At 57.8% G+C, this 17,960-nt stretch carries 31 protein-coding genes, 1 other RNA gene and 1 pseudogene; 29 read left to right on the top strand and 4 right to left on the bottom strand.

The window, feature by feature from the left end; all coding sequences use genetic code 11:
- Positions 1-69 precede the first annotated feature (69 nt).
- Positions 70-486, top strand: a complete 417-nt coding sequence (locus AACR93_RS12870; protein ID WP_043849585.1) for a hypothetical protein — start codon at positions 70-72, stop codon at positions 484-486.
- Here AACR93_RS12870 and AACR93_RS12875 read toward each other — a convergent pair.
- Together AACR93_RS12875 and dbpA are read right to left on the bottom strand one after the other, a co-directional pair.
- The gene (locus AACR93_RS12875; RefSeq protein WP_041209276.1) at positions 479-769 is read right to left on the bottom strand and encodes a YkgJ family cysteine cluster protein; all 291 of its coding nucleotides are present in this window, start codon (positions 767-769) and stop codon (positions 479-481) included. The two genes, AACR93_RS12870 and AACR93_RS12875, sit on opposite strands and share 8 nt — an antisense overlap.
- A gap of 81 nt (positions 770-850) precedes the next feature.
- Positions 851-2,230, bottom strand: a complete 1,380-nt coding sequence (gene dbpA, locus AACR93_RS12880; protein ID WP_043849586.1) for an ATP-dependent RNA helicase DbpA — start codon at positions 2,228-2,230, stop codon at positions 851-853.
- Between the two features lie 545 nt (positions 2,231-2,775).
- Here dbpA and AACR93_RS12885 point away from each other — a divergent pair.
- Entirely contained in the window at positions 2,776-3,981 is a 1,206-nt protein-coding gene (locus AACR93_RS12885; RefSeq protein WP_043849587.1) for a NupC/NupG family nucleoside CNT transporter, read from the top strand.
- A 66-nt stretch (positions 3,982-4,047) separates the two neighbouring features.
- Here AACR93_RS12885 and AACR93_RS12890 read toward each other — a convergent pair.
- Together AACR93_RS12890 and AACR93_RS12895 are read right to left on the bottom strand one after the other, a co-directional pair.
- Positions 4,048-4,230 (bottom strand): annotated as a pseudogene (locus AACR93_RS12890) (metal-dependent hydrolase); the annotation flags it as partial.
- Between the two features lie 499 nt (positions 4,231-4,729).
- Positions 4,730-5,470: a LexA family transcriptional regulator gene (locus tag AACR93_RS12895; protein ID WP_043849588.1), complete on the bottom strand. Its 741-nt coding sequence runs from the start codon at positions 5,468-5,470 to the stop codon at positions 4,730-4,732.
- Positions 5,471-5,619: 149 nt separating this feature from the next.
- Here AACR93_RS12895 and AACR93_RS12900 point away from each other — a divergent pair, with 149 nt between their 5' ends.
- The 27 genes from AACR93_RS12900 (at position 5,620) to AACR93_RS13030 (ending at position 17,956) form a co-directional block, all read left to right on the top strand.
- Complete coding sequence (locus tag AACR93_RS12900; RefSeq protein ID WP_082044036.1) at positions 5,620-5,844, top strand: helix-turn-helix domain-containing protein; 225 nt, start codon at positions 5,620-5,622, stop codon at positions 5,842-5,844.
- 11 nt (positions 5,845-5,855) lie between these two features.
- Positions 5,856-7,874, top strand: coding sequence for a transposase domain-containing protein (locus AACR93_RS12905; RefSeq protein ID WP_043849589.1), 2,019 nt, complete (start codon positions 5,856-5,858; stop codon positions 7,872-7,874).
- Between the two features lie 57 nt (positions 7,875-7,931).
- Positions 7,932-8,864: an AAA family ATPase gene (locus AACR93_RS12910; protein ID WP_043849590.1), complete on the top strand. Its 933-nt coding sequence runs from the start codon at positions 7,932-7,934 to the stop codon at positions 8,862-8,864.
- A 23-nt stretch (positions 8,865-8,887) separates the two neighbouring features.
- The gene (locus AACR93_RS12915) at positions 8,888-9,127 is read left to right on the top strand and encodes a hypothetical protein (protein ID WP_156152854.1); all 240 of its coding nucleotides are present in this window, start codon (positions 8,888-8,890) and stop codon (positions 9,125-9,127) included.
- Positions 9,127-9,345, top strand: a complete 219-nt coding sequence (locus AACR93_RS12920; protein ID WP_043849592.1) for a hypothetical protein — start codon at positions 9,127-9,129, stop codon at positions 9,343-9,345. Before AACR93_RS12915 ends, AACR93_RS12920 begins: the two co-directional genes overlap by 1 nt.
- Positions 9,342-9,665 carry a hypothetical protein gene (locus AACR93_RS12925; RefSeq protein WP_043849593.1) on the top strand — a complete coding sequence of 108 codons (324 nt, stop codon included), beginning with the start codon at positions 9,342-9,344 and terminating at the stop codon, positions 9,663-9,665. Before AACR93_RS12920 ends, AACR93_RS12925 begins: the two co-directional genes overlap by 4 nt.
- Positions 9,666-9,679: 14 nt before the next feature.
- Entirely contained in the window at positions 9,680-9,991 is a 312-nt protein-coding gene (locus AACR93_RS12930; protein ID WP_043849594.1) for a hypothetical protein, read from the top strand.
- Positions 9,991-10,599, top strand: coding sequence for a DUF3164 family protein (locus tag AACR93_RS12935; protein ID WP_043849595.1), 609 nt, complete (start codon positions 9,991-9,993; stop codon positions 10,597-10,599). Before AACR93_RS12930 ends, AACR93_RS12935 begins: the two co-directional genes overlap by 1 nt.
- An 8-nt stretch (positions 10,600-10,607) precedes the next feature.
- Complete coding sequence (locus AACR93_RS12940; RefSeq protein WP_043849596.1) at positions 10,608-11,114, top strand: hypothetical protein; 507 nt, start codon at positions 10,608-10,610, stop codon at positions 11,112-11,114.
- Positions 11,104-11,385, top strand: coding sequence for a hypothetical protein (locus tag AACR93_RS12945; RefSeq protein ID WP_043849721.1), 282 nt, complete (start codon positions 11,104-11,106; stop codon positions 11,383-11,385). The genes AACR93_RS12940 and AACR93_RS12945 overlap by 11 nt, the downstream gene beginning before the upstream one ends.
- A complete protein-coding gene (locus AACR93_RS12950; RefSeq protein WP_043849597.1) occupies positions 11,378-11,620 on the top strand; it encodes an ANR family transcriptional regulator in 243 nt (80 codons plus the stop codon). Before AACR93_RS12945 ends, AACR93_RS12950 begins: the two co-directional genes overlap by 8 nt.
- The gene (locus tag AACR93_RS12955) at positions 11,620-12,312 is read left to right on the top strand and encodes a DUF2786 domain-containing protein (protein WP_043849598.1); all 693 of its coding nucleotides are present in this window, start codon (positions 11,620-11,622) and stop codon (positions 12,310-12,312) included. The genes AACR93_RS12950 and AACR93_RS12955 overlap by 1 nt, the downstream gene beginning before the upstream one ends.
- Positions 12,312-12,677, top strand: coding sequence for a hypothetical protein (locus AACR93_RS12960; protein WP_156152855.1), 366 nt, complete (start codon positions 12,312-12,314; stop codon positions 12,675-12,677). The genes AACR93_RS12955 and AACR93_RS12960 overlap by 1 nt, the downstream gene beginning before the upstream one ends.
- Positions 12,676-12,748, top strand: an RNA gene (locus AACR93_RS12965) — hammerhead ribozyme type II. The genes AACR93_RS12960 and AACR93_RS12965 overlap by 2 nt, the downstream gene beginning before the upstream one ends.
- A 39-nt stretch (positions 12,749-12,787) precedes the next feature.
- The gene (locus AACR93_RS12970; RefSeq protein ID WP_043849600.1) at positions 12,788-13,042 is read left to right on the top strand and encodes a hypothetical protein; all 255 of its coding nucleotides are present in this window, start codon (positions 12,788-12,790) and stop codon (positions 13,040-13,042) included.
- Positions 13,018-13,365: a hypothetical protein gene (locus AACR93_RS12975; protein ID WP_197077927.1), complete on the top strand. Its 348-nt coding sequence runs from the start codon at positions 13,018-13,020 to the stop codon at positions 13,363-13,365. Before AACR93_RS12970 ends, AACR93_RS12975 begins: the two co-directional genes overlap by 25 nt.
- Complete coding sequence (locus tag AACR93_RS12980) at positions 13,343-13,507, top strand: hypothetical protein (protein WP_231556872.1); 165 nt, start codon at positions 13,343-13,345, stop codon at positions 13,505-13,507. Before AACR93_RS12975 ends, AACR93_RS12980 begins: the two co-directional genes overlap by 23 nt.
- The gene (locus AACR93_RS12985) at positions 13,497-14,036 is read left to right on the top strand and encodes a hypothetical protein (RefSeq protein ID WP_156152856.1); all 540 of its coding nucleotides are present in this window, start codon (positions 13,497-13,499) and stop codon (positions 14,034-14,036) included. Before AACR93_RS12980 ends, AACR93_RS12985 begins: the two co-directional genes overlap by 11 nt.
- On the top strand, positions 14,026-14,643 hold the full coding sequence (locus AACR93_RS12990) for a gp16 family protein (protein WP_043849603.1): 618 nt from the start codon (positions 14,026-14,028) through the stop codon (positions 14,641-14,643). The genes AACR93_RS12985 and AACR93_RS12990 overlap by 11 nt, the downstream gene beginning before the upstream one ends.
- A 39-nt stretch (positions 14,644-14,682) precedes the next feature.
- The gene (locus AACR93_RS12995; protein ID WP_043849604.1) at positions 14,683-15,153 is read left to right on the top strand and encodes a hypothetical protein; all 471 of its coding nucleotides are present in this window, start codon (positions 14,683-14,685) and stop codon (positions 15,151-15,153) included.
- 3 nt (positions 15,154-15,156) lie between these two features.
- Positions 15,157-15,330: a hypothetical protein gene (locus AACR93_RS13000; RefSeq protein WP_156152857.1), complete on the top strand. Its 174-nt coding sequence runs from the start codon at positions 15,157-15,159 to the stop codon at positions 15,328-15,330.
- Positions 15,331-15,423: 93 nt separating this feature from the next.
- Positions 15,424-15,897, top strand: a complete 474-nt coding sequence (locus AACR93_RS13005) for a Mor transcription activator family protein (protein WP_043849605.1) — start codon at positions 15,424-15,426, stop codon at positions 15,895-15,897.
- A gap of 136 nt (positions 15,898-16,033) precedes the next feature.
- Entirely contained in the window at positions 16,034-16,501 is a 468-nt protein-coding gene (locus AACR93_RS13010) for a glycoside hydrolase family protein (RefSeq protein WP_043849606.1), read from the top strand.
- Between the two features lies 1 nt (position 16,502).
- Positions 16,503-16,811 (top strand): hypothetical protein, encoded by a 309-nt coding sequence (locus AACR93_RS13015; RefSeq protein ID WP_043849607.1) that lies wholly within the window; start codon positions 16,503-16,505, stop codon positions 16,809-16,811.
- Positions 16,796-17,407: a hypothetical protein gene (locus AACR93_RS13020; RefSeq protein WP_043849608.1), complete on the top strand. Its 612-nt coding sequence runs from the start codon at positions 16,796-16,798 to the stop codon at positions 17,405-17,407. The genes AACR93_RS13015 and AACR93_RS13020 overlap by 16 nt, the downstream gene beginning before the upstream one ends.
- Positions 17,404-17,643: a TraR/DksA C4-type zinc finger protein gene (locus tag AACR93_RS13025; RefSeq protein ID WP_043849609.1), complete on the top strand. Its 240-nt coding sequence runs from the start codon at positions 17,404-17,406 to the stop codon at positions 17,641-17,643. The genes AACR93_RS13020 and AACR93_RS13025 overlap by 4 nt, the downstream gene beginning before the upstream one ends.
- Positions 17,633-17,956 (top strand): DUF2730 family protein, encoded by a 324-nt coding sequence (locus AACR93_RS13030; RefSeq protein WP_043849610.1) that lies wholly within the window; start codon positions 17,633-17,635, stop codon positions 17,954-17,956. The genes AACR93_RS13025 and AACR93_RS13030 overlap by 11 nt, the downstream gene beginning before the upstream one ends.
- Positions 17,957-17,960 lie beyond the last annotated feature (4 nt).

The following is a 17,960-nucleotide window of genomic DNA, read 5'->3' on the forward strand; positions in this document are numbered from 1 at the left end:
TTCCTATATAAATTATTACGTTATGGTAACAATCCGATTTCGGATGCCAATAAAAAGAGGGACGCAAGGATGCAGCCGCACGGTCAATTCGAGATGGAACGCAGGGGGCAGATGATGATCTGCCGGCCGAGCGGCCCCTTCAATCTGGCGGGGGCCGCCGCCTATGAAGCGCACTTTGCCCGTGAGCTGACCGGGTTGGCGGCGCATCCCTGGGGAATCGTCGAGGTGGCGACCGAGTTTGAAGCGGCCGGGCCTGAGGTGCTGAGCCGTTTTCGCCGCCAGTTTGGCTGGTGTGCCGAGAACGGCTGTCTCTTTCTGGCGGTTGTGCTGTCGGGGGGATTCAAGCGCTATCTGGCTGATCAAATCTTCAAAGGCCTGCCGTTTCGGGCGGTGCACTATTTCGAGCAGGAGGGGGCCGCCATTCGCTGGCTGGAGCAGGAGCTATCACTCTGCGCAGTGAACAGCCGAGCCACTCACGTCAGCTGAGGTTGATAAACCACTTGTCCCGCTCGTCGATGCAGTCGGGTTCCCCCATCTCGAAATCGCGGCAGATCAGCGGCCTGACTTCATAGATGCGGCACATCATGGTGTTGCGGTCGAGCGCCGCGCACCAGCCATCTTCCAGCCGGTGCATAACCGGCACCTCGCCTTCCCGCTCTTCGATATAGCGATCCGGCACGCCGGTATCGGTAATGATCATCACTTCGAGACGGCAGCAGCAGGCTTCGCAATTCTGGCAGCTGACGGCTGGCTGGGTTGTCCGGGGCATGTTGTCTCTCTGGCCGGATAGCGGCATTGATGGATATGAAACAGGCGCCGTGACGGCGCCTGTGTCCGGGCTGGATGAACCTTAGCCCAGTTTGCGGGCGCGGTAGCTGCGGCCCTTGATCTTACCTTCCTGCAGCCGCTTGAGCGCCGCCTTGGCCACGCTCTGTTTGACCGCGACGTAGGAGTACTGCTCGGAGATCTGGATCTTGCCGACGTCGGCGCCGGCAATGCCGCCTTCACCGGTCAGGGCTCCCAGGATATCGCCAGCGCGCACCTTGGTCTTGCGGCCCGCATCGATGGAGAGGGTCACCATCTGCGGCGCCAGCGGCTTGATGGCACGGCCGATGGCATCGAGATCCCCCAGCGGCATCGGTGCCTGCTGGTATTCCTCGATGAGGTTTACCCGCTGCGCTTCATTCGGCTGATAGAGGCTCAGGGCCAGACCCTGCTGACCGGCGCGGCCGGTACGACCGATGCGGTGTACGTGCACTTCCGGGTCATAGGTGAGCTCGTAGTTGATGACGGCGCCCAGCTCCTTGATGTCGAGGCCGCGAGCCGCCACGTCGGTGGCGACCAGAATGGTGGCGCTGCCGTTGGCAAAACGCACCAGCACCTGATCCCGCTCGCGCTGCTCCAGATCGCCGTTCAGCGCCAGTGCCGAGAAGCCCTTGGCGGCCAGATGGTCGGCAACATCATTGCAGGCGCGCTTGGTGTTGCAGAACACCACGCAGGAGCTTGGCTGATAGTGGCTCAGCAGCCAGGTGAGGGCGTCGAGGCGCTGGCTGGCCGGTACTTCATAGAGCTTCTGTTCGATGGCGCTCTCTTCATGGAGCGCCTCTACGCTTACCTCAACCGGATTGCGCTGCACGCCGCGGCTCATCTGGGCAATACCCTCCGGATAGGTGGCGGAGAAGAGCAGGGTCTGCCGGTCGCGCGGGGCATGGCTGATGACCCGGTTGATATCTTCGCCAAAGCCCATGTCCAGCATGCGATCCGCTTCATCCAGCACCAGCGTCTTGAGACTGTCCAGCTCCAGAGTGCCCTGCTCCAGATGCTTGAGAATGCGACCCGGGGTGCCGACGGCGATGTGGGCGCCAAAGCTCAGGGTGGCCGATTGCGGTGCTGTCGGGGTGCCGCCGCACAGGGTCACCAGCTTGACGTTGGGCAGGGTGCGGGCGAGACGACGGATCTCGGTCGCCACCTGATCCGCCAGTTCGCGAGTCGGGCAGAGCACCAGCGCCTGTACCTCGAGCCGGTTGACGTCGAGGCTGGAGAGCAGGCCGAGGCCGAAGGCTGCGGTCTTGCCGCTGCCGGTTTTTGCCTTGGCGATCAAGTCTTTGCCGTCGAGTACCAGAGGCAGGCTTTGAGCCTGGATCGGGGTCATCTGCAGATAACCCAGAGTGGTGAGGTTCTCGAGCAGGGCGGGGGAGAGGTTCAGGCTGCTAAATTCGCTGTTGTTCACAAAAAGGCTCTATTTCGGAGAAAAACGGGCAGCGCCATGGCGCCAGGGGCGCGCATCATACCAGAATCCGGCGCAGGATGTGGCGGAAATTTGAACGACTGGTCCGCATCGGGTCATCTCGGGGTCATTTGTCGCCAAAGTAACAAACACGCGAGACCGGGAATAAATAGCAGGCATTTTTTAAACGTGTTTTTAATTATTCATCACAGATAAACGTTTTTCGCTTGGGTTGATTAAATTATCGGGTGAAAAAACGGCGCAAATGGGGGTAGAGCAATTAACTGGCTGTTATGAAAATGATATGAAAATATCGGTCGGTATCGTTGCTTACATCCGTTTATTTTCTATCATTATGTTTTATATGAAGTTTGTTGGCGGTGATGTTGCATGATTAATATGGTTTTATTGCTTAATTAATTTAAAAACGTTTGTATTATCTAGCATGCATATTATTGAGCAGGATTGTGATGGCTATCTGATTTTTAAATATGCAAATGTCTATGATGGCGCCGTCAAAAAATACAATTTACTCAGGTGCTACTGGTATGGAATACGTTCACTTTGTGCTCGGACTGGTAATGGTCCTTGCCCTCTCTCTGCTGGCTAACCGCCACAACTGGAAACAGATCAAGCTGCGTTATATCGGCCAACTGCTGGTGGTCGAACTGGCGCTGGCCTGGTTCATGCTGAACTCCGAAGTGGGTCTGGCAGTAGTGGGTGGCTTTGCCGCCGGCTTCACCAAGTTGATGGAGTTTGCCAAACAGGGTACCGACTTTGTGTTCGGTGGTCTGGTCAACGAAGGGGCCTTCTCCTTCTTCCTGATGGTGCTGATGCCTATCGTCTTCATCTCCGTGCTGATCGGTATTCTGCAGTACATCCGTCTGCTGCCGCTGGTGATCCGTGGCATCGGTACCGTGCTGGCCAAGATCAACGGCATGGGCAAGCTGGAGTCCTTCAACGCCATCAGCTCCATGATCGTCGGTCAGTCCGAGAACTTCATCGCGCTCAAGAACATCCTGCCGCACCTGAACGAGAAGCAGATGTACACCCTGGCCGCCACAGCCATGTCCACCGTCTCCATGTCCATCGTCGGTGCCTACATGCAGCTGATCGAGCCGCGCTACGTGGTCGCCGCGCTGGTGCTCAACATGTTCAGTACCTTCGTCGTGCTGTCGCTGATCAACCCCTACGAGCCGGACAATACCGTGACCGACGCCAAGGCGCTGGCCGAGGGTGACGAGCACCATACTCCGAAGAAAGAGAACTTCTTCGAGATGCTGGGCGAGTACATCATGGCCGGTTTCTCCGTCGCCGTTATCGTGGCTGCCATGCTGGTCGGTTTCATCGCCCTGATCGCGCTGGTCAACTACCTGTTCGAGATGGCATTTGGCGTCAACTTCCAGTTCGTCATGGGCTACCTCTTCTACCCGATCGCCTGGATCCTGGGTATCCCGAGTGGTGAAGCGCTGCAAGCGGGCTCCATCATGGCGACCAAGCTGGTGACCAACGAGTTCGTGGCCATGATGGATCTGGGCAAGGTTGCTGCTCAGCTCTCTCCGCGCACCGTCGGCATCCTCTCCATCTTCATGGTCTCCTTCGCCAACTTCAGCTCCATCGGCATCATCGCCGGTGCGGTAAAAGCGCTGAACGAAGAGAAGGGCAACATGGTCTCCCGCTTCGGTCTGAAGCTGGTATACGGTTCTACGCTGGTCAGCCTGCTCTCCGCAGTTATCGCAGGCATCATGCTCTGATCCTCTAGTGGCACTTGCCACTGTTTAGGCCCCTGACTTCGGTCAGGGGCCTTTTTTGTTTCTGGCTTACAGGTGCCAGCCACACCACCAGCCCGCGACCAGCAGGGTGAGGGTGCAAAAGCCGGTTTCGATGGTGCCACCGCTTTTGAGCGGCCAGCCCGGCAGGCGGTAGCGGCGCTTGATGGGCCAGAAGAGCGGAATGCCCGCCGGAGTGAGCCAGTCCCCCAGCAGATGACTCAAGTAGCCGACTGTATAGAACCTATTGAATTGATCACTGGAGAGTATGGTTAGGGAATAAGTGGGATCAGCAGGGATAAAGTGGGATCAAATCAGAAGTGGCGCGGCCTGCAGAGTTGTTGAGACTCTTCAGGCCGTGTTCGTTATGGGAGATCGCACGATTGATCACTGGATCCAAAATCGGCCGAAAATTCCTAGTAGATTGAGCACTGGAGAATTTGTGAATCGGCATTTAAACGGGCTTTAAACTTTGGTCTTTGCTCTGCCTGATGCCAGCAGCTTCTGGTACTCATACTTTGATATCTGCCTCACCCCGCACTTGCATTCATCGCTGTTGGGTGGGAAGTGCGTTTCCCACCATGGATCATCAACAGGCAGAACCACGCCATCCCATTGAGGATGGCAAGGCACCTTGCTTGGGCCAAGGGTATACAGCAGGTATGGCAATGCGCGCTTAGTGCGTTGAATTCTTTGCCATTGTTGCTTGGCTCTCTCTATTCTATTCTCCATCTCACTCCCCTATGTCATGCGCGATGTGAACAACCTGTCCGATCACCTCAAAGGTATGCTGCTCGTCTTTTGGTACCTCGATCGGCTGGTAGTGCTTGTTGTCGCTCAGGAGCAGCCAGGCGCTCGGCAGCACCTGCAGGCGCTTGACCCATAGCTGGTCATCGTTGCGCACTACATAGATGTGGCCATCTACTGGCCGCGTTCGGCCAAGATGCACCACCAGGGTGTCGTTGTTGCTGATGGTGGGCTCCATGCTGTCGCCTTTGCTCCAGACGATCGCCAGATCTTTCTCGTCAAACCCGCGCCATCTCAGCCACTTACGGCGAAATGCCAGATGCCTGCACGGCTCCAGCTCGCCCTGCGTCAGGCTGCCGTGGCCTGCCGATACCTGCACCCTGTATCCAGGAATCAGCGCGAACTCGTCTGAAAATCCAGTATCATCCATGTATGAAGCAGGCATTTCGTTTACAGCGAATGCCTCATCAATAAACCAAGTCATCGGCATCATGGCCGTGCTGGCTATCTTCTGGAGCCTGTCAATGGTCGGATAGCTTGCTCCCTTCAAATAATCCCTTAGTGTCGCCTCAGATAATCCGCATTTGCGCGAAAAACTGCGCACCGTCTCTTCTCCGATCGCTTCCTTCAACCTCTCGGCAAATGGAATTTTTCGCATGCCAAGAAAAATTCCTTCGGGATTTTTCTCGCACTCTTGGGATTTTTCTTCGTAAGTGCCTGATTTCATTTCAAATACCATTGTTTATTTATCTGCGCGCTTACTGATAGAAAAATTCGCAAAGGGGTTGCGCTGCGAATTTTTCTGATCAATGATGTGTTACACGTTAACGCAACACTAGAAAGTTGCGCAGTGGTGTAGTTTCGGAGGGTATCAAAATGATTCAAGGCAATACAGATTGGCATAGCGCGGATGTGAAATGCGCGCTGGCAAAAGCAGGGACGAATCTGGCTCAACTGGCCAGAGAAAATGACCTTGCTCCTTCAACTCTTCGCAATGTTTTCCGCTTCAGATGCCCGAAGTACGAGCGCATTGTTGCCGAAGCAATTGGCAAAACACCTGACCAGATCTGGCCATCCCGTTACGAAAGCAAGTGCGCGTAAAGGAGCCGGTTATGGAATGGGTAACTGCAAAAGACTGCGTTGGCATTTCAGTGATGCCAACTGACGTCCACAAAACAAGGGCCAAACTTGATCGCCTGTGCTCTTGCGATGAAGACAAGAAGCGCAAAAAAGCAGGCTCCAAGGCGTTCGAATACCACATCAGCATTTTGCCCCCTGTCGTCCAAGCCGCCCTGCTGCGCAAGTCTGGCAAGGTCAAGGTCGGCGGCCTGACGCTGGATCTGCCAAAGCCAAAGGCCCCGCGCTACTGCAAAGAGCAGCTGTGGGCCAACTGGAAGAAGGCCAACGACAAGGCGCACGCCACCGCCAAGGAACGGGTCAAGGCCGTGCAGGCCGTCCATGCCATGGTTGCCAGCGGCAGCACCCTGATGCAGGCCTATCAGCATATCTCTGACGAGTTCGGGATCGCCCTGCCGACCCTGCGCCGCCACTGCTCAGCAGTGAAAGGCTTTGACGATAGCGACTGGCTGGCCGTGCTGGTGCCAAAACAGCAGCAGGCCGCGCTCGAAAACCGTGCTGGCAAGCTGGCCAAGGTGAGCGAACAGGCCTGGGAATTCTTCAAAGCTGACTACCTGCGCAACGAGCGCCCGAACGCCGCCAGCTGCTACGAGCGCCTGAAACTGGCCGCCCGCGATCAGAACTTGGTGGTGCCTAGCCTCAACAGCCTGATGCGCCGCATGGATCTGGAAGTACCGCACGCCCAGCAGGTCATGCTGCGCGAAGGTGAGCACGCCATGATGCAGCTGTACCCGCCGCAGGAGCGCACCATCGAAGGGCTGGACGCCATGAGCTGGATTAACGGCGATGGCTACCTGCACAACGTGTTCGTGCGCTGGTTCAACGGCGAAATATTGCGCCCGAAAACATGGTTCTGGCAGGACATCTACAGCCGCAAAATCATCGGCTGGCGCACCGATATCAGTGAAAACACTGACTCGATCCGCCTGTCACTGATGGATGTGTGCAGCAAATACGGCATCCCGCGTGAAATCACCATCGATAACACCCGGGCAGCGGCCAACAAATGGATGACCGGCGGCGTGCCGAATCGCTACCGCTTCAAGGTCAAGGAAGATGACCCGCTCGGCATGATCCCCATGCTCGGCATCAAGCTGCACTGGTCCAGCGTGCTGCTGGGCAAGGGCCACGGTCAGGCCAAGCCGATCGAGCGCGCCTTCGGTGTGGGCGGTCTGGATGAAATCATCGACAAGCATCCGGCGCTCGCTGGCTGCTACACCGGCCCCAACCCGATGGCCAAGCCAGAGAATTATGGTGAACGGGCGGTGGATGCAGAGGAGTTTCTGCGCGTGGTTGCCGAAGGGGTTGCCCATTACAACGGCAAGCTGGGCCGCAATACCGAGGCCTGCCACGGCGTCATGAGCTTCGACCAGGCATTCGAGCAGAGCTATATGCAGGCAGCGGTGCGCAAGGCGACCAGCGAACAGCTGACCATGATGATGCTGCAGTCAGAAGCCTGCCGCGTCAGCAAACACGGCACCATCAAGCTGGAATCTGGCGGCACCATTCGCAACCGCAGCAACCGTTATTACCACGAAGATCTGGCCGCCTATCAGGGTCAGAAGGTAGTGGCACGGTTCGACCCGCAGCGCCTGCACGACGCGGTGATCGTCACCACTCTCAACGGCCTGCATATCTGCGAAGCGGCATGCCAAGAGAAAGTTGCCTTCGGCAATACCCAAGAGGCCCGCGAGCACACCCGCAAGCGCACCCAGTTCGTCAAGGCCAACAAGGCCGCCGCACTGGCCAAGAGAGGCATGTCGGCAATGGAGGCCGCAGCGCTGCTGCCAAGCATCAGCGACGAAGAGGCGCCAGAGGCCAAAGTGGTCGAAATGGTGCGCCCGGTCAGCGTTGGCAATGCCGCCGTGGCTATCCAGCCGATGGCTCAGCCGGTCGCCACACCACGCAGCGAAGCAGAACCCGCAATCGACTTTGAGGCCCGTTTTCAACAGGCCGCCGCAGCCATGGCTGCAAAACAGAAAAACCGGATTTAACCGGCATTTAAACCACAAAAAAAGCGGCCATACGGGCCGCCTGAAAGGAGTAATTCAATGACCAATGTAGTCGCACTAGACCAAACCGGCAATACCGATGCTATCACCCGCATCAAGGCGCTGCTGGAACAGAGCATCGTCACCCAGGCGCAGATCGCCAAAGAGATTGGCGTTAGCCCATCCACCGTCAACCAGCTGCTGAACGGCAACTATAAGGCAGACCCCGCGCCGATGATGCAAAAGCTGGCCAACTGGCTGACCGCCCGCGACCAGCGCGCTGATGCCCCCCGCGATCCCGGCTTTGTGATGACCGAGACCGCCAAACAGATCATCGCGGATATGAACTACGCGTTGGCGACAGAGAGCATCGTCATCATCCACGGCATCTCTGGCGTGGGCAAAACCACCGCCCTGCGCGAGTTCCAGCGCACCAACAACAACGTGTGGGTGATCACCACCTCCCCGAGCCGCAGCACCATGACCGAATGCATGTATGAGCTGGCCATGGAGCTGGGGATGGAAAACGCCCCCCGCCTGCGTGGCCCGCTGGCCCGCGCCCTGCGCCGCCGCCTGCTCAACACCAAAGGCCTGATTGTGGTGGATGAAGCGGATCACCTCGACCGCCCCACCCTCGAAGAGCTGCGCATCCTGGTTGAAGAAGTGGGGATCGGCATGGTGCTGGTCGGCAACTCCCGCGTTTACACCCAGCTGACCGGCGGCCAGCGCAGCGAGGACTTCGCCCGCCTTTACTCCCGCGTCGCCAAGAAGCGCGCCCTGACCAAGGCCAAGAAAGCCGACGTGATGGCCGTCGCCAGCGCCTGGAATATCGACGGCGATGCCGAGCGCAGCCTGCTGGTGCAGATCAGCGAACGTCCAGGCGCCATGCGTCTGGTCAGCAAGAACCTGAAACTGGCTGTGGCCTGCTCTGGCGGAGAGCCGCTGACCGAACAGGTACTGAGGTACGCCTTTAACGAGCTGGAGGGGGAGTGATGGAAACGTGCCGAGTAGAGGGAATGCGCGTCATCCCGTGTGAATTTCTGGCCAAGGCCAGCCAAGGGAACTTTGCCGGAAGGCGTGGCGGCGGTGTTTTTGAATGGCATTTCGCCCAGATGACAGGGAAACCAACGGAGATTCGGCGGCTTTTCGGATTGAGAAGTGGCGAGTACCAAGGCGGCGTGATTTTCAACTACTGCCCATTTTGTGGGGCAGATCTGAAAGCATCACATCCTGCCTCACAACAAGAGGGGAAGTAATGAACGCACCCAAGGAACAAACCAGCTTCTACGGCGTCAAGACCGCGCCATGGACGCACATCAACCTGCTCAGCGGACGCAAGGGCCGCGTGGTGGGGCAGAGCGATGGCGAAGTGGTGATGCAAGACGAGAAAGGCTGGGCACAGAGCTATGACGAAGACCGCCTGCACCTGAGCTGGGCGCCGCTGAACAGTGATTCACAAGGAGAGCAAGCATGAACATCCAGACCACCACCATCGGTATCAAGGCCCAGCGCGTCGCCTGCCGCCTGCGCAAGTTCGGCTGCCAAGTGCTGGCCATCAAGAGCACCCCGCGCCGCCCGCTGATCGAGATTTCATACCCCACTGACGAATTGCGTCAGGGTGCCGTCGAGATCATCGAGCAGGTCGATGGCCTGCGCCGCCGCGCCTACGCCGCCCGCCTGAACGGTTGCATCGTCCACTGGCGTGAAGCGGCCACCCGTGACGAGTTCGAGCGCACCGCAGAGATGTCTGCCAGCGAATACATGGCCTATCGGGCCGCCGGTTTCCCCGCTTAACAGGAGCAAAAATCATGACTATTCGATGCGAGAAGTGCCTGAAGTTTTTGCCTGATGCGTTGGAGAAAAAACCAATCAAGGAGGGTGACAAGGTTTCATTCATAAACACGACGCGCAGTGCAAAGGGAGTGATCCGAATGTCTGCCAAAGATGGTGTCGTGCAATGGATTGAAGGCGATTTTGCTGCAGTAAAAGTGCCACGCATGCCACTGCAAACCTTGCGATTAGAACACCTTGAGCATCAAGGAAAGCCAAATGCCCTGACCGTTCACATGGTCGGCATGTGCGAATGCAACAAAACAGAATCACAGAAGGAAGCACAGTAATGACCAACCAGACCGACAAAATGCGCAAAAACGCCCTTGGCCACTTCGTGCCTGAGTCCCTGATCCCTGCGGTGGATCTGCTGCGCGATGACCTGACTACCCGCCTCTGCACCGAGGCAAAAGAAGAGCAGCTGCGCCTGCTGGCCCGCAAGGCCAGCATCGCCCAGGAGATTGAAGCCTTTATGGACCTGTCTGCCGCCGAGTACGGCGTGCAGTACGGCGGCACCAAGGGAAACGTCACCCTGACCAGCTTTGACGGCCGCTTTCAGGTGGTGCGGGCCATCGGCGAGCACCGCAAGTTTGACGAGCGCCTGCAGACCGCCAAGACCCTGATCGATGGTTGCATAGGCCGCTGGAGCGAGGGCAGCAGCAACGAGATCCGCGCCCTGGTGGATCACGCCTTCCGCGTCAACAAGGGCGGCCATGTGGACGTAAATCAGGTGCTCTCTCTGCGCAAACTGGATATTCAGGACGCCGAATGGAAGGAGGCCATGCAGGCAATCGCCGACGCAATCACCGTAGTCGGCAAGGCCGAATACATCCGGTTCTACGAGAAGACCGGCACCGGGGGCTACAAGGCCATCGTTATCGACTGGTCGAAGCTGTGAGGCCTGACATGAAAAACGAGAACCTGATCTATCTGCTGGAAGTGATCGCCAGTACCGCCAGCAACGACATCGAATCAGACGAGTTCGAGGTTGTGTGGGAAGACCAGAACGGCATGGAGGGATGGACTACCGAGTCCATCACCGCCACAGCCAAGCAGGCTGCAGATGCACTCAAACATGACGTGTGTGATATCGACCGCGACCAGTTCAAGCAGCAACTGCTGATGTCAATTCTGCTGGCAGAACGCAGCGAAACAGTCGGTACCGACTTTGAAGATGGCACCTATGAACATGGCGTTCGGGATGCCATGCAGTGGGTGGCTGGCTGGATCTCGTCAGCGGCGCCCCTCAATCCGGAGGAATACCCGGAGATCGTGGCGGAAGCAAACCGTCTGGTGAAAGCCAGCGAGTGCAAGACCATGGGGCCAACCTGCCGTGGCTGCCCTGACTGCGGGCCGGTGATGGGTCATGAAACCTATCAAGAGATGTTTGGCCAGCAACAAGATGGAGTTTGAAACCCGCTATGGCCCGCTGTACGTCACCCGCCACGCCTTCGAGCGATGGGTGCAACGTACCGGCCGCAGCGAACTGGAGATGTTGGGCGCCCTGTCACGGGCATGGCGCCCAAGCAAACGCCAGCTGCGGCGGATCCGGCAGCGCGAGGCGGGATGGAGCCCGCGCCGGATCCTCGAATGTGACGATGCCTATTTCATCCTGAAAAACGGCTCCATCGTCACCGTATACGACAAGCAAACCCGATTTGAACAGGAGTTACACCATGGCTAATGCAGTGTTGAAGGGCGACGAGATCGCCCGCCAAGTCGCAAAGAATCCGAACGGTTATCTGGCACTGGCCACCCAGGCCGCCCAGCTTGAGCGTGAAGAGCGTTACGCCGCCGCGCTGGAGATGTGGAAGGCCGCCGCCAAGGCCGCCAAGAACCCGCTCAACGTGGAGTATGCCCGCCAGCGCGCCGATCTCTGCCTGACCTGTATCCACCGCTTTGGCAAGAGGGCAGCGTGATGAGCGACAAACGCATTCTGGCCAAGATCAAAAAGCTGATGGCCATGGTAGAGCGCGGCAATCCGCACGAATCCGCCAACGCGATGAAGAAGGTGCAGGCGCTGATGGCAGAGCACCAGCTCTCCAGCGAAGACGTAGCCCTGAGCGATATCGATACCGCCAAGGTGAAAGCGGCCAACAGCAGCGAGCGCCAGCCGAAGTGGAGCATCCTGCTGGCTAGTGTGGTGAAAGGTGTCTTTGGTGTTGAGGTGATATTCAGCCGCCGTTACCTGATGGGCCATGCCACCGCGCAGGTGATGTTTGTTGGCCCAGCGGATCGGGTCGAGATTGCCGGGTATGTCTACACCGTGCTGGCCCGTCAGCTCAAGGCTGCTCGCAGCGAATACATCGCCACGCTGAACAAGCGCCTCAAGACTAGCACCAAGACCGCCCGCGCTGACCTGTTCTGTGAGGGGTGGTGCTATGGCGTATGGGAAAAGGTTACGGCCTTGGTGCCAACCGAACAGGAAACCCAGCTGGTTGCGCAGTACATGGAAAAGAACCACCCGAACCTTGCCACCGGAAAAACCCGCGAAGCCAAGGCCACGGTGCGCGACCAGTCTGCATCTTTTCATGGTTGGGGAGCGGCCAAAGATGTGGAGCTGAATGCCGGTGTCAGTGGTCAAGAACAGAAAAAACTGGGGGTAGCGTGATGAAAATCAGCCGCCGCACCTTTCGTCAAGAACGCATAGGAGCACGTATGCAAACAGCAGCCGAGAAGCTGAGCCGCCAGATTGCTATCCATGTCAACAAGATTAATGCCCTGCTGTCAGGTGAAGAGATCTCAAAGCACACCGAGTCAGAGTTGAGTTTCTTGATGGGATTTATGCATGGCCTGCATAGCGCGCTGGAGTGCGGGGATATGGTTGGCATGACAGCGGCAGAGCGCCACAACGTGGTGATCGAGCTGGAGAATGCCGTGTGCATCATCCCTGCTTTTGCAGCAGATGGAAGAAAGCGGAGCGCCAATCAGCGCACAGGCGGTTTTATCAACATCATCAAGCGAATTTTCAACTAAGCGAAACCATGCCGGGGTTGCCCGGTATGGTCTGCCCAGCGTGGTGGCTGGGCACTGATGAGCAGCCGACCGGGCCCGGTCATAACCCACTCACGATAAGCGAGGACGCTATGACCCGAAATGTGCTGAACAACCTGTTAAACCGGCTCTATGGCGAGATGGCCATAGCGCTGAACTGGAAAGAGAAAGTGGTGCTGCAGCGCCGCTTTATCGCCCTGGCGCGGGGCGCCAGAAAGTACCGCGCCCACGATATTGCCGGTGATGCCCTACGTGAAGCAGAGCAGCTGCTGGCGGAACTGGAGGCGGATCGCCTGCAGCTGATGGATGGCAAGGGGGCCGTATGCACGGTGAATACACGCCACTGATGAAAGCGGGACTGCTGCAAAAGCGGCTGGAGAGCGGCAAAGCCCGCATCGACCCCGAGATGGGACTGGAGAAGTTCTGCACCTGCTGCAACGACTACTGGCCCCAAGACACCGCCTTCTGGTCTGCGAACAATCATCCCCGTTCGCAAGATGGCCTGCAGCACTACTGCAAGGCCTGCGAACAAGAGGGATGGATGCAGCGAAGGAGCAAACGCCATGGCACTGACCCGCTACCAGCGCAGGATGGTGAATTACGTCAAAGCCAATATGCCGTGCTACGCAAAGCGCCGCCACAAAGGCATGACCAAAGCCAAGCTGCGTGAACTGGATGAACAGGCCGATGGCGTCGCCATGGCCTGGCTAGACAAAACGGTACCGCGCTGGCGCGAAGGCCAGCCACCCAAGACCAACAAAGTGATTGTGACCGTCAGCAAAGACGACTGGGAAGAAGACGATGATTGTTAAAGCGAACTGCAAGTTGACAGAAAAAAGACTGGCCAGCATCAAGGCTGAGATAATCGCTGTTCCGCTCTGGAATCATATGAGCGCGGATGAACTTGGCAAAGCAATGGGGTTGTCTGGTCGCTACCTTTACGGGGCCATGGCGACCCTGCGCGCCCGGGGAGAGATTGAACAGGCCAGCCCGTTGAGCCTGCTGCAAATCACCCGTTACCACCATCTGAATAAGCTGCTGGATAATCCGCAAACAAATTGCCATATCGACAATCTGGTGAAGAAGGTGCTGGGCGCCAACAGCGTTTCAACAAAATCGGCAAGGCGCTGCAAACTGCGTGAGTTAATCGCCACCTGCAAGAAGGCTGGATTCCCGATCCATAATGAGAGCCGCATCCATAGCGAGCAGGTTGATCAGTTATCCAAGATGGGAAAAGCCAGCAAAACGCTGCGCTATATCCCGCTGTCCAAGGTTGACCCTGACCACCTCGCCCAGTTCGTCAACATCTGCCAGATAAACGGGGGCCGCCATGCAGCCTGATGCCAAGCGTCTGCTCAAGATTGTGCAAGTCGGCCGCCGCGAACTGGGGCTGGATGAAGAGGAATATCGCGCCCTGCTGGAGCAGGTAACCGGAGCCCGCTCTGCCAAGTGGCTGAGCGCGGCCAAGCTCGAAGCAGTCATCACCGCCATGAAGGGGTTGGGGTTCAAAGTCAAAGGGGGCGCCCAGGTTAACGGGCGCCGTTCCCCGCCCAGCTCTGCCAAAGTGCAGGCGCCGGAGGTGCGCAAGCTGCGCGCCATCTGGATCACCATGAGCAATGATGGCCTGCTGCAAGATGGTTCAGAGGACGCGCTGGGCAGCTTTATCCGCCGCATGACGGCCAATGCCAACGGCGGGATTGGCGTCAATCGGGCAGAATGGTTAACATCGGCGCAGGCAGAGCGGGTACTGGAAGCGTTGAAGAAGTGGCATATCCGCCTGATGACCGCCGCCATTATCGAACGCGGGGATATCGTCCCCGCCTCACGCGGTCACCAGATTGATGCGATGCCGGGTTATGACCTGATCCGAGAAGCCTATGAAAACCCCGGCTGGCGGCCCGCACAGGTAATGGTGATCGATGGCAATGCAATACCCTGGAATAAATGACAAATAGGGCCCAATATGGGCCTTTTTATTGGAGGCGTTATGACGTTATTTATCGGTTTGGTAGTGCTGGCCTGTGCGGTCTGGGTGCTGTTTGATTCACACAAGAAAGGGGCGCGCAATCCGGCGGGTTGGGCGGTGTTCGTGGCGGTGATCTGGATCATCGCGCTGCCTTACTACCTCTACAAGCGCAACAAGCTGGAACCGGCAGCGCAGGCGCCGGCACCCAGAAACCGCTGGATCGGCTTGGCGGTGGTCGTGGTGCTGGTTGGCGGCATGACCTTCAACACCATGCGCCAGGAAGCGCTGCCAGCCTGTGATGCGCCGGAGGTGGTCGAAGTGCTGGGCAAGCTGCTGAACGGAATGGCGGTATCCAATCCAGCGCAGCGGCCAGATAGTGAAGAGTTTGGCGCAGCTCGCCTGTGCAATGCCACGGTGGCTGAGCGGATCCAGCCCTATCGCGTGACCTGGTACAGCGATGATAATGTTCAATTTATCGTCAATCTGGAGTGAGATATGGAACTTACCGATGAAGAGCTGCACCTTGTAAGACAGTGGTTTGAGTCTGTTGAAGACACGAACAGGGTGTTCTTGAATAAAACTGATTATGCTCTTGCCATCAAGATCTATGAGAACCTCGGCATGAAAGTTTATCCAAGGTTGATAGAAGGCAGAGATAAACCGGCCTGAATTGGGCGCCCAGATCCACTGCGTTATCATACAAACACCCGGCATCGTCCGGGTGTTGCTTTATCTGCCGTTTGCACGCCGTTTGGGGGCCATATGAAAGACGAGACCGACCTGAGCACTGTTGATCTGTTTGGCGTAGGGGTTGACCTGAATGCCATCGATCCGGAAACCTACCGCATGCTGAGTGATGACACCGCACCGGGCTGGAGCGAGCAGCTGCGCGCCATGTTCGACACCATTGAGCATGTGGTAGCAGCACACCGCGATTCGCCCATGCTGTCGTTCGTCATGCTCTCCGAGTTCTGCCGCACCTTCGGCGGGGCCCCCTTCTACGTGCCGAACGGCAAGACGCTGACCACGGTGCTGCGCTCCATCCAGATCTGGAAAGAGTTCAACGGCAAGAATCAGTTTGAGCTGTCCCGTAAATTCGGGGTATCGGTACGGGAAATTCAATTTGTGCTGGCACGGATGCGCCGCAGCGAATTGCGAAAAGTGCAGCCTGATATGTTCACCGGACTGGATCCGGTTGCTGATGGAAATGGACGGCGTAATGGTAGGGCGTATTAAACGACAATTCGATAGCAAATAAAGGCGGCCAACTGGCCGCTTTTATTTTGCCTGCGCTTTATACGATATCCGTCAATACACCACCCGAGCATATAAAAAGCACACTCAACGAAATTCATTATTTCTCAGGTGTGTCATGTCCATTTATGCGCTTATCAAATACGAAGAGGGTTGGCGCGAAAAACCCTATCTCTGCACCGAAGGTTATCCCACCGTTGGCTTTGGCTTTCGAATCGGCCCGCAAGGCGCGGATATAAAGCTCTATCAATTCACCTTGCCGCTGGCCGCTGGCGAAGCGTGGCTGGATGAATATCTGGCGAAGATGGAACGCGAGATGCGCACCATCCCGCATCTGGCCGATGCGCTCGATACCTGCGCCCCATCTCCAGCCCGTACTGCCGTGCTCTACTCCATGGCCTATCAGCTGGGGGTCAATGGGCTTGGCAACTTCAAGAACACCCTTGCCGCCGTGGCCCGTGGCAACTGGGACAAAGCCGCCGCCGGTATGCTAGATAGCCGCTGGGCCAAGCAGACCCCCAAGCGGGCACAGCGCCACGCCGAACAGATGCGCACCGGCAGCTGGGCCAGCGTGTACGGGGGCTGATATGGGCCGCAACTGGGAGTGGAGTTTTAACCATGGCCGCGAGCAGCGGCTGAAACTGGAGCGCGAGGCGGCCGAGCAGGGCATCGCCGAGTGCGATGTCGATCGCCGTGTTCCGCTCCATAGCCGTGACGGCACCATGCAAAGCCAGTTCAAAAAAGGATGGTGTTCCGTGACGCCATCCGAGATCTACGAAGCCCGCAACCGTCACCGCTTCAATATCCTCACCAACTGCAACGGCAAGGCCGCAGAGCACTGCGCCAGGCTGCGTGCGCTTTTCAAGAAGGATGAACCACCATGCCACTCCCGTTAATCCCCGCCCTAGCCGCGCTGGCGGTGCAGCAGGGCCCCGCCATGATCCGGGGCATTGCCAGCCTGTTTGGTGGCAGCGAAACCGCGAACAAGGTCGCCGATATTGTCGAGCAGGTATCCGGCGTCGGCATGACAGCAGAACAGCAGCAGGCTGCTATCGAGCGGCAGCTTGGCGGCATTTACAGCCCGGAACAACGTGCCGAGCTTGAAAAGCTCAAGCTGGAGTTGGAGAAGGAGCAAACCCGCCGCCGCGAGCTGGAGCTGGCCGACCAGCAGGCCGAGCAGGCCACCACCCAGCAGACCATCCGCGAAGGGGATGGCGCAAAGGATGAGTACGTGCGCCACACCCGCCCGCTGATGGCGCGCCAGAGCTGGCAAGCCGGGGCGCTCTATATCGTGCTGTTCACCGTGCTGAATGCCTTTGGCTATGGCGATGGCCCCGACTTCGAAATGGCCATGCTGATGCTCACCCCGGCTTGGGCCTATATGGGCCTGCGCACCCTGGACGGCTTCGCCCCGCATCCCAAGGCCAGCGGCCAGAAGGTCGGCGCGGCCATCACCGGCGCTGTCACCAAGCTGATGACGAGGGCCAAATGACCGACATTTTCGACCTGGCACAACAACAAGAGCAAGAGTTCCGCGAGCGCGCCATTGCCAAAGCAAGGCGCCATCCGCAGGAGCAGCCAGACCAGGACGAGCACGGGAATCGCTTTTGCCTGAGCTGTGGGGAGCAGATCGCCGCCGAGCGACTGCAGGCCGAACCGGCAGCAGTGCGCTGTGTGCCATGCCAGAGCCGTAATGAGAAAGCGGGGAGACATCGCTATGGAGTTTGACTGGATCCCTCGTTGGTGGGGCGTTATCACCACGGCCGTCGCGGTGCTGGCCACTGTGGCAATGTTGTGGCTGAGCAAGACGTTCGTCCGCCGTGAGGAGCTGAAACAGGTGGAGAAGACCATGGCTGATCACAGCAACCGCCTCGCCAACATCGAAGACAAACTGGAGTCCCTGCCAACGCGGGATGAAGTAAATGCCCTGCGCCTTGAAATAGCTGACGTTCGCGGGGATATGAAGGGGCTCAAAGAGTCCCTTAGACAGGTTGATCATCTTGCGAGACTGCTTATTGAGCAGGGTTTAAAAGACAAATAAACGG

Origin of the sequence: Aeromonas sp. L_1B5_3, assembly GCF_963866575.1 — a bacterium.
GTDB classification, from domain to species: Bacteria; Pseudomonadota; Gammaproteobacteria; order Enterobacterales; family Aeromonadaceae; genus Aeromonas; species Aeromonas jandaei.

Bases quoted from the DNA above. Each gene is read 5' to 3' on its own strand.
- AACR93_RS12870 (WP_043849585.1), top strand. From the start codon at position 70: ATGCAGCCGCACGGTCAATTCGAGATGGAACGCAGGGGGCAGATGATG.
- AACR93_RS12875 (WP_041209276.1), bottom strand. From the start codon at position 769: ATGCCCCGGACAACCCAGCCAGCCGTCAGCTGCCAGAATTGCGAAGCC.
- AACR93_RS12885 (WP_043849587.1), top strand. From the start codon at position 2,776: ATGGAATACGTTCACTTTGTGCTCGGACTGGTAATGGTCCTTGCCCTC.
- AACR93_RS12895 (WP_043849588.1), bottom strand. From the start codon at position 5,470: ATGAAATCAGGCACTTACGAAGAAAAATCCCAAGAGTGCGAGAAAAAT.
- AACR93_RS12900 (WP_082044036.1), top strand. From the start codon at position 5,620: ATGATTCAAGGCAATACAGATTGGCATAGCGCGGATGTGAAATGCGCG.
- AACR93_RS12905 (WP_043849589.1), top strand. From the start codon at position 5,856: ATGGAATGGGTAACTGCAAAAGACTGCGTTGGCATTTCAGTGATGCCA.
- AACR93_RS12910 (WP_043849590.1), top strand. From the start codon at position 7,932: ATGACCAATGTAGTCGCACTAGACCAAACCGGCAATACCGATGCTATC.
- AACR93_RS12915 (WP_156152854.1), top strand. From the start codon at position 8,888: ATGCGCGTCATCCCGTGTGAATTTCTGGCCAAGGCCAGCCAAGGGAAC.
- AACR93_RS12920 (WP_043849592.1), top strand. From the start codon at position 9,127: ATGAACGCACCCAAGGAACAAACCAGCTTCTACGGCGTCAAGACCGCG.
- AACR93_RS12925 (WP_043849593.1), top strand. From the start codon at position 9,342: ATGAACATCCAGACCACCACCATCGGTATCAAGGCCCAGCGCGTCGCC.
- AACR93_RS12930 (WP_043849594.1), top strand. From the start codon at position 9,680: ATGACTATTCGATGCGAGAAGTGCCTGAAGTTTTTGCCTGATGCGTTG.
- AACR93_RS12935 (WP_043849595.1), top strand. From the start codon at position 9,991: ATGACCAACCAGACCGACAAAATGCGCAAAAACGCCCTTGGCCACTTC.
- AACR93_RS12940 (WP_043849596.1), top strand. From the start codon at position 10,608: ATGAAAAACGAGAACCTGATCTATCTGCTGGAAGTGATCGCCAGTACC.
- AACR93_RS12945 (WP_043849721.1), top strand. From the start codon at position 11,104: ATGGAGTTTGAAACCCGCTATGGCCCGCTGTACGTCACCCGCCACGCC.
- AACR93_RS12950 (WP_043849597.1), top strand. From the start codon at position 11,378: ATGGCTAATGCAGTGTTGAAGGGCGACGAGATCGCCCGCCAAGTCGCA.
- AACR93_RS12955 (WP_043849598.1), top strand. From the start codon at position 11,620: ATGAGCGACAAACGCATTCTGGCCAAGATCAAAAAGCTGATGGCCATG.
- AACR93_RS12960 (WP_156152855.1), top strand. From the start codon at position 12,312: ATGAAAATCAGCCGCCGCACCTTTCGTCAAGAACGCATAGGAGCACGT.
- AACR93_RS12970 (WP_043849600.1), top strand. From the start codon at position 12,788: ATGACCCGAAATGTGCTGAACAACCTGTTAAACCGGCTCTATGGCGAG.
- AACR93_RS12975 (WP_197077927.1), top strand. From the start codon at position 13,018: ATGCACGGTGAATACACGCCACTGATGAAAGCGGGACTGCTGCAAAAG.
- AACR93_RS12980 (WP_231556872.1), top strand. From the start codon at position 13,343: ATGACCAAAGCCAAGCTGCGTGAACTGGATGAACAGGCCGATGGCGTC.
- AACR93_RS12985 (WP_156152856.1), top strand. From the start codon at position 13,497: ATGATTGTTAAAGCGAACTGCAAGTTGACAGAAAAAAGACTGGCCAGC.
- AACR93_RS12990 (WP_043849603.1), top strand. From the start codon at position 14,026: ATGCAGCCTGATGCCAAGCGTCTGCTCAAGATTGTGCAAGTCGGCCGC.
- AACR93_RS12995 (WP_043849604.1), top strand. From the start codon at position 14,683: ATGACGTTATTTATCGGTTTGGTAGTGCTGGCCTGTGCGGTCTGGGTG.
- AACR93_RS13000 (WP_156152857.1), top strand. From the start codon at position 15,157: ATGGAACTTACCGATGAAGAGCTGCACCTTGTAAGACAGTGGTTTGAG.
- AACR93_RS13005 (WP_043849605.1), top strand. From the start codon at position 15,424: ATGAAAGACGAGACCGACCTGAGCACTGTTGATCTGTTTGGCGTAGGG.
- AACR93_RS13010 (WP_043849606.1), top strand. From the start codon at position 16,034: ATGTCCATTTATGCGCTTATCAAATACGAAGAGGGTTGGCGCGAAAAA.
- AACR93_RS13015 (WP_043849607.1), top strand. From the start codon at position 16,503: ATGGGCCGCAACTGGGAGTGGAGTTTTAACCATGGCCGCGAGCAGCGG.
- AACR93_RS13020 (WP_043849608.1), top strand. From the start codon at position 16,796: ATGCCACTCCCGTTAATCCCCGCCCTAGCCGCGCTGGCGGTGCAGCAG.
- AACR93_RS13025 (WP_043849609.1), top strand. From the start codon at position 17,404: ATGACCGACATTTTCGACCTGGCACAACAACAAGAGCAAGAGTTCCGC.
- AACR93_RS13030 (WP_043849610.1), top strand. From the start codon at position 17,633: ATGGAGTTTGACTGGATCCCTCGTTGGTGGGGCGTTATCACCACGGCC.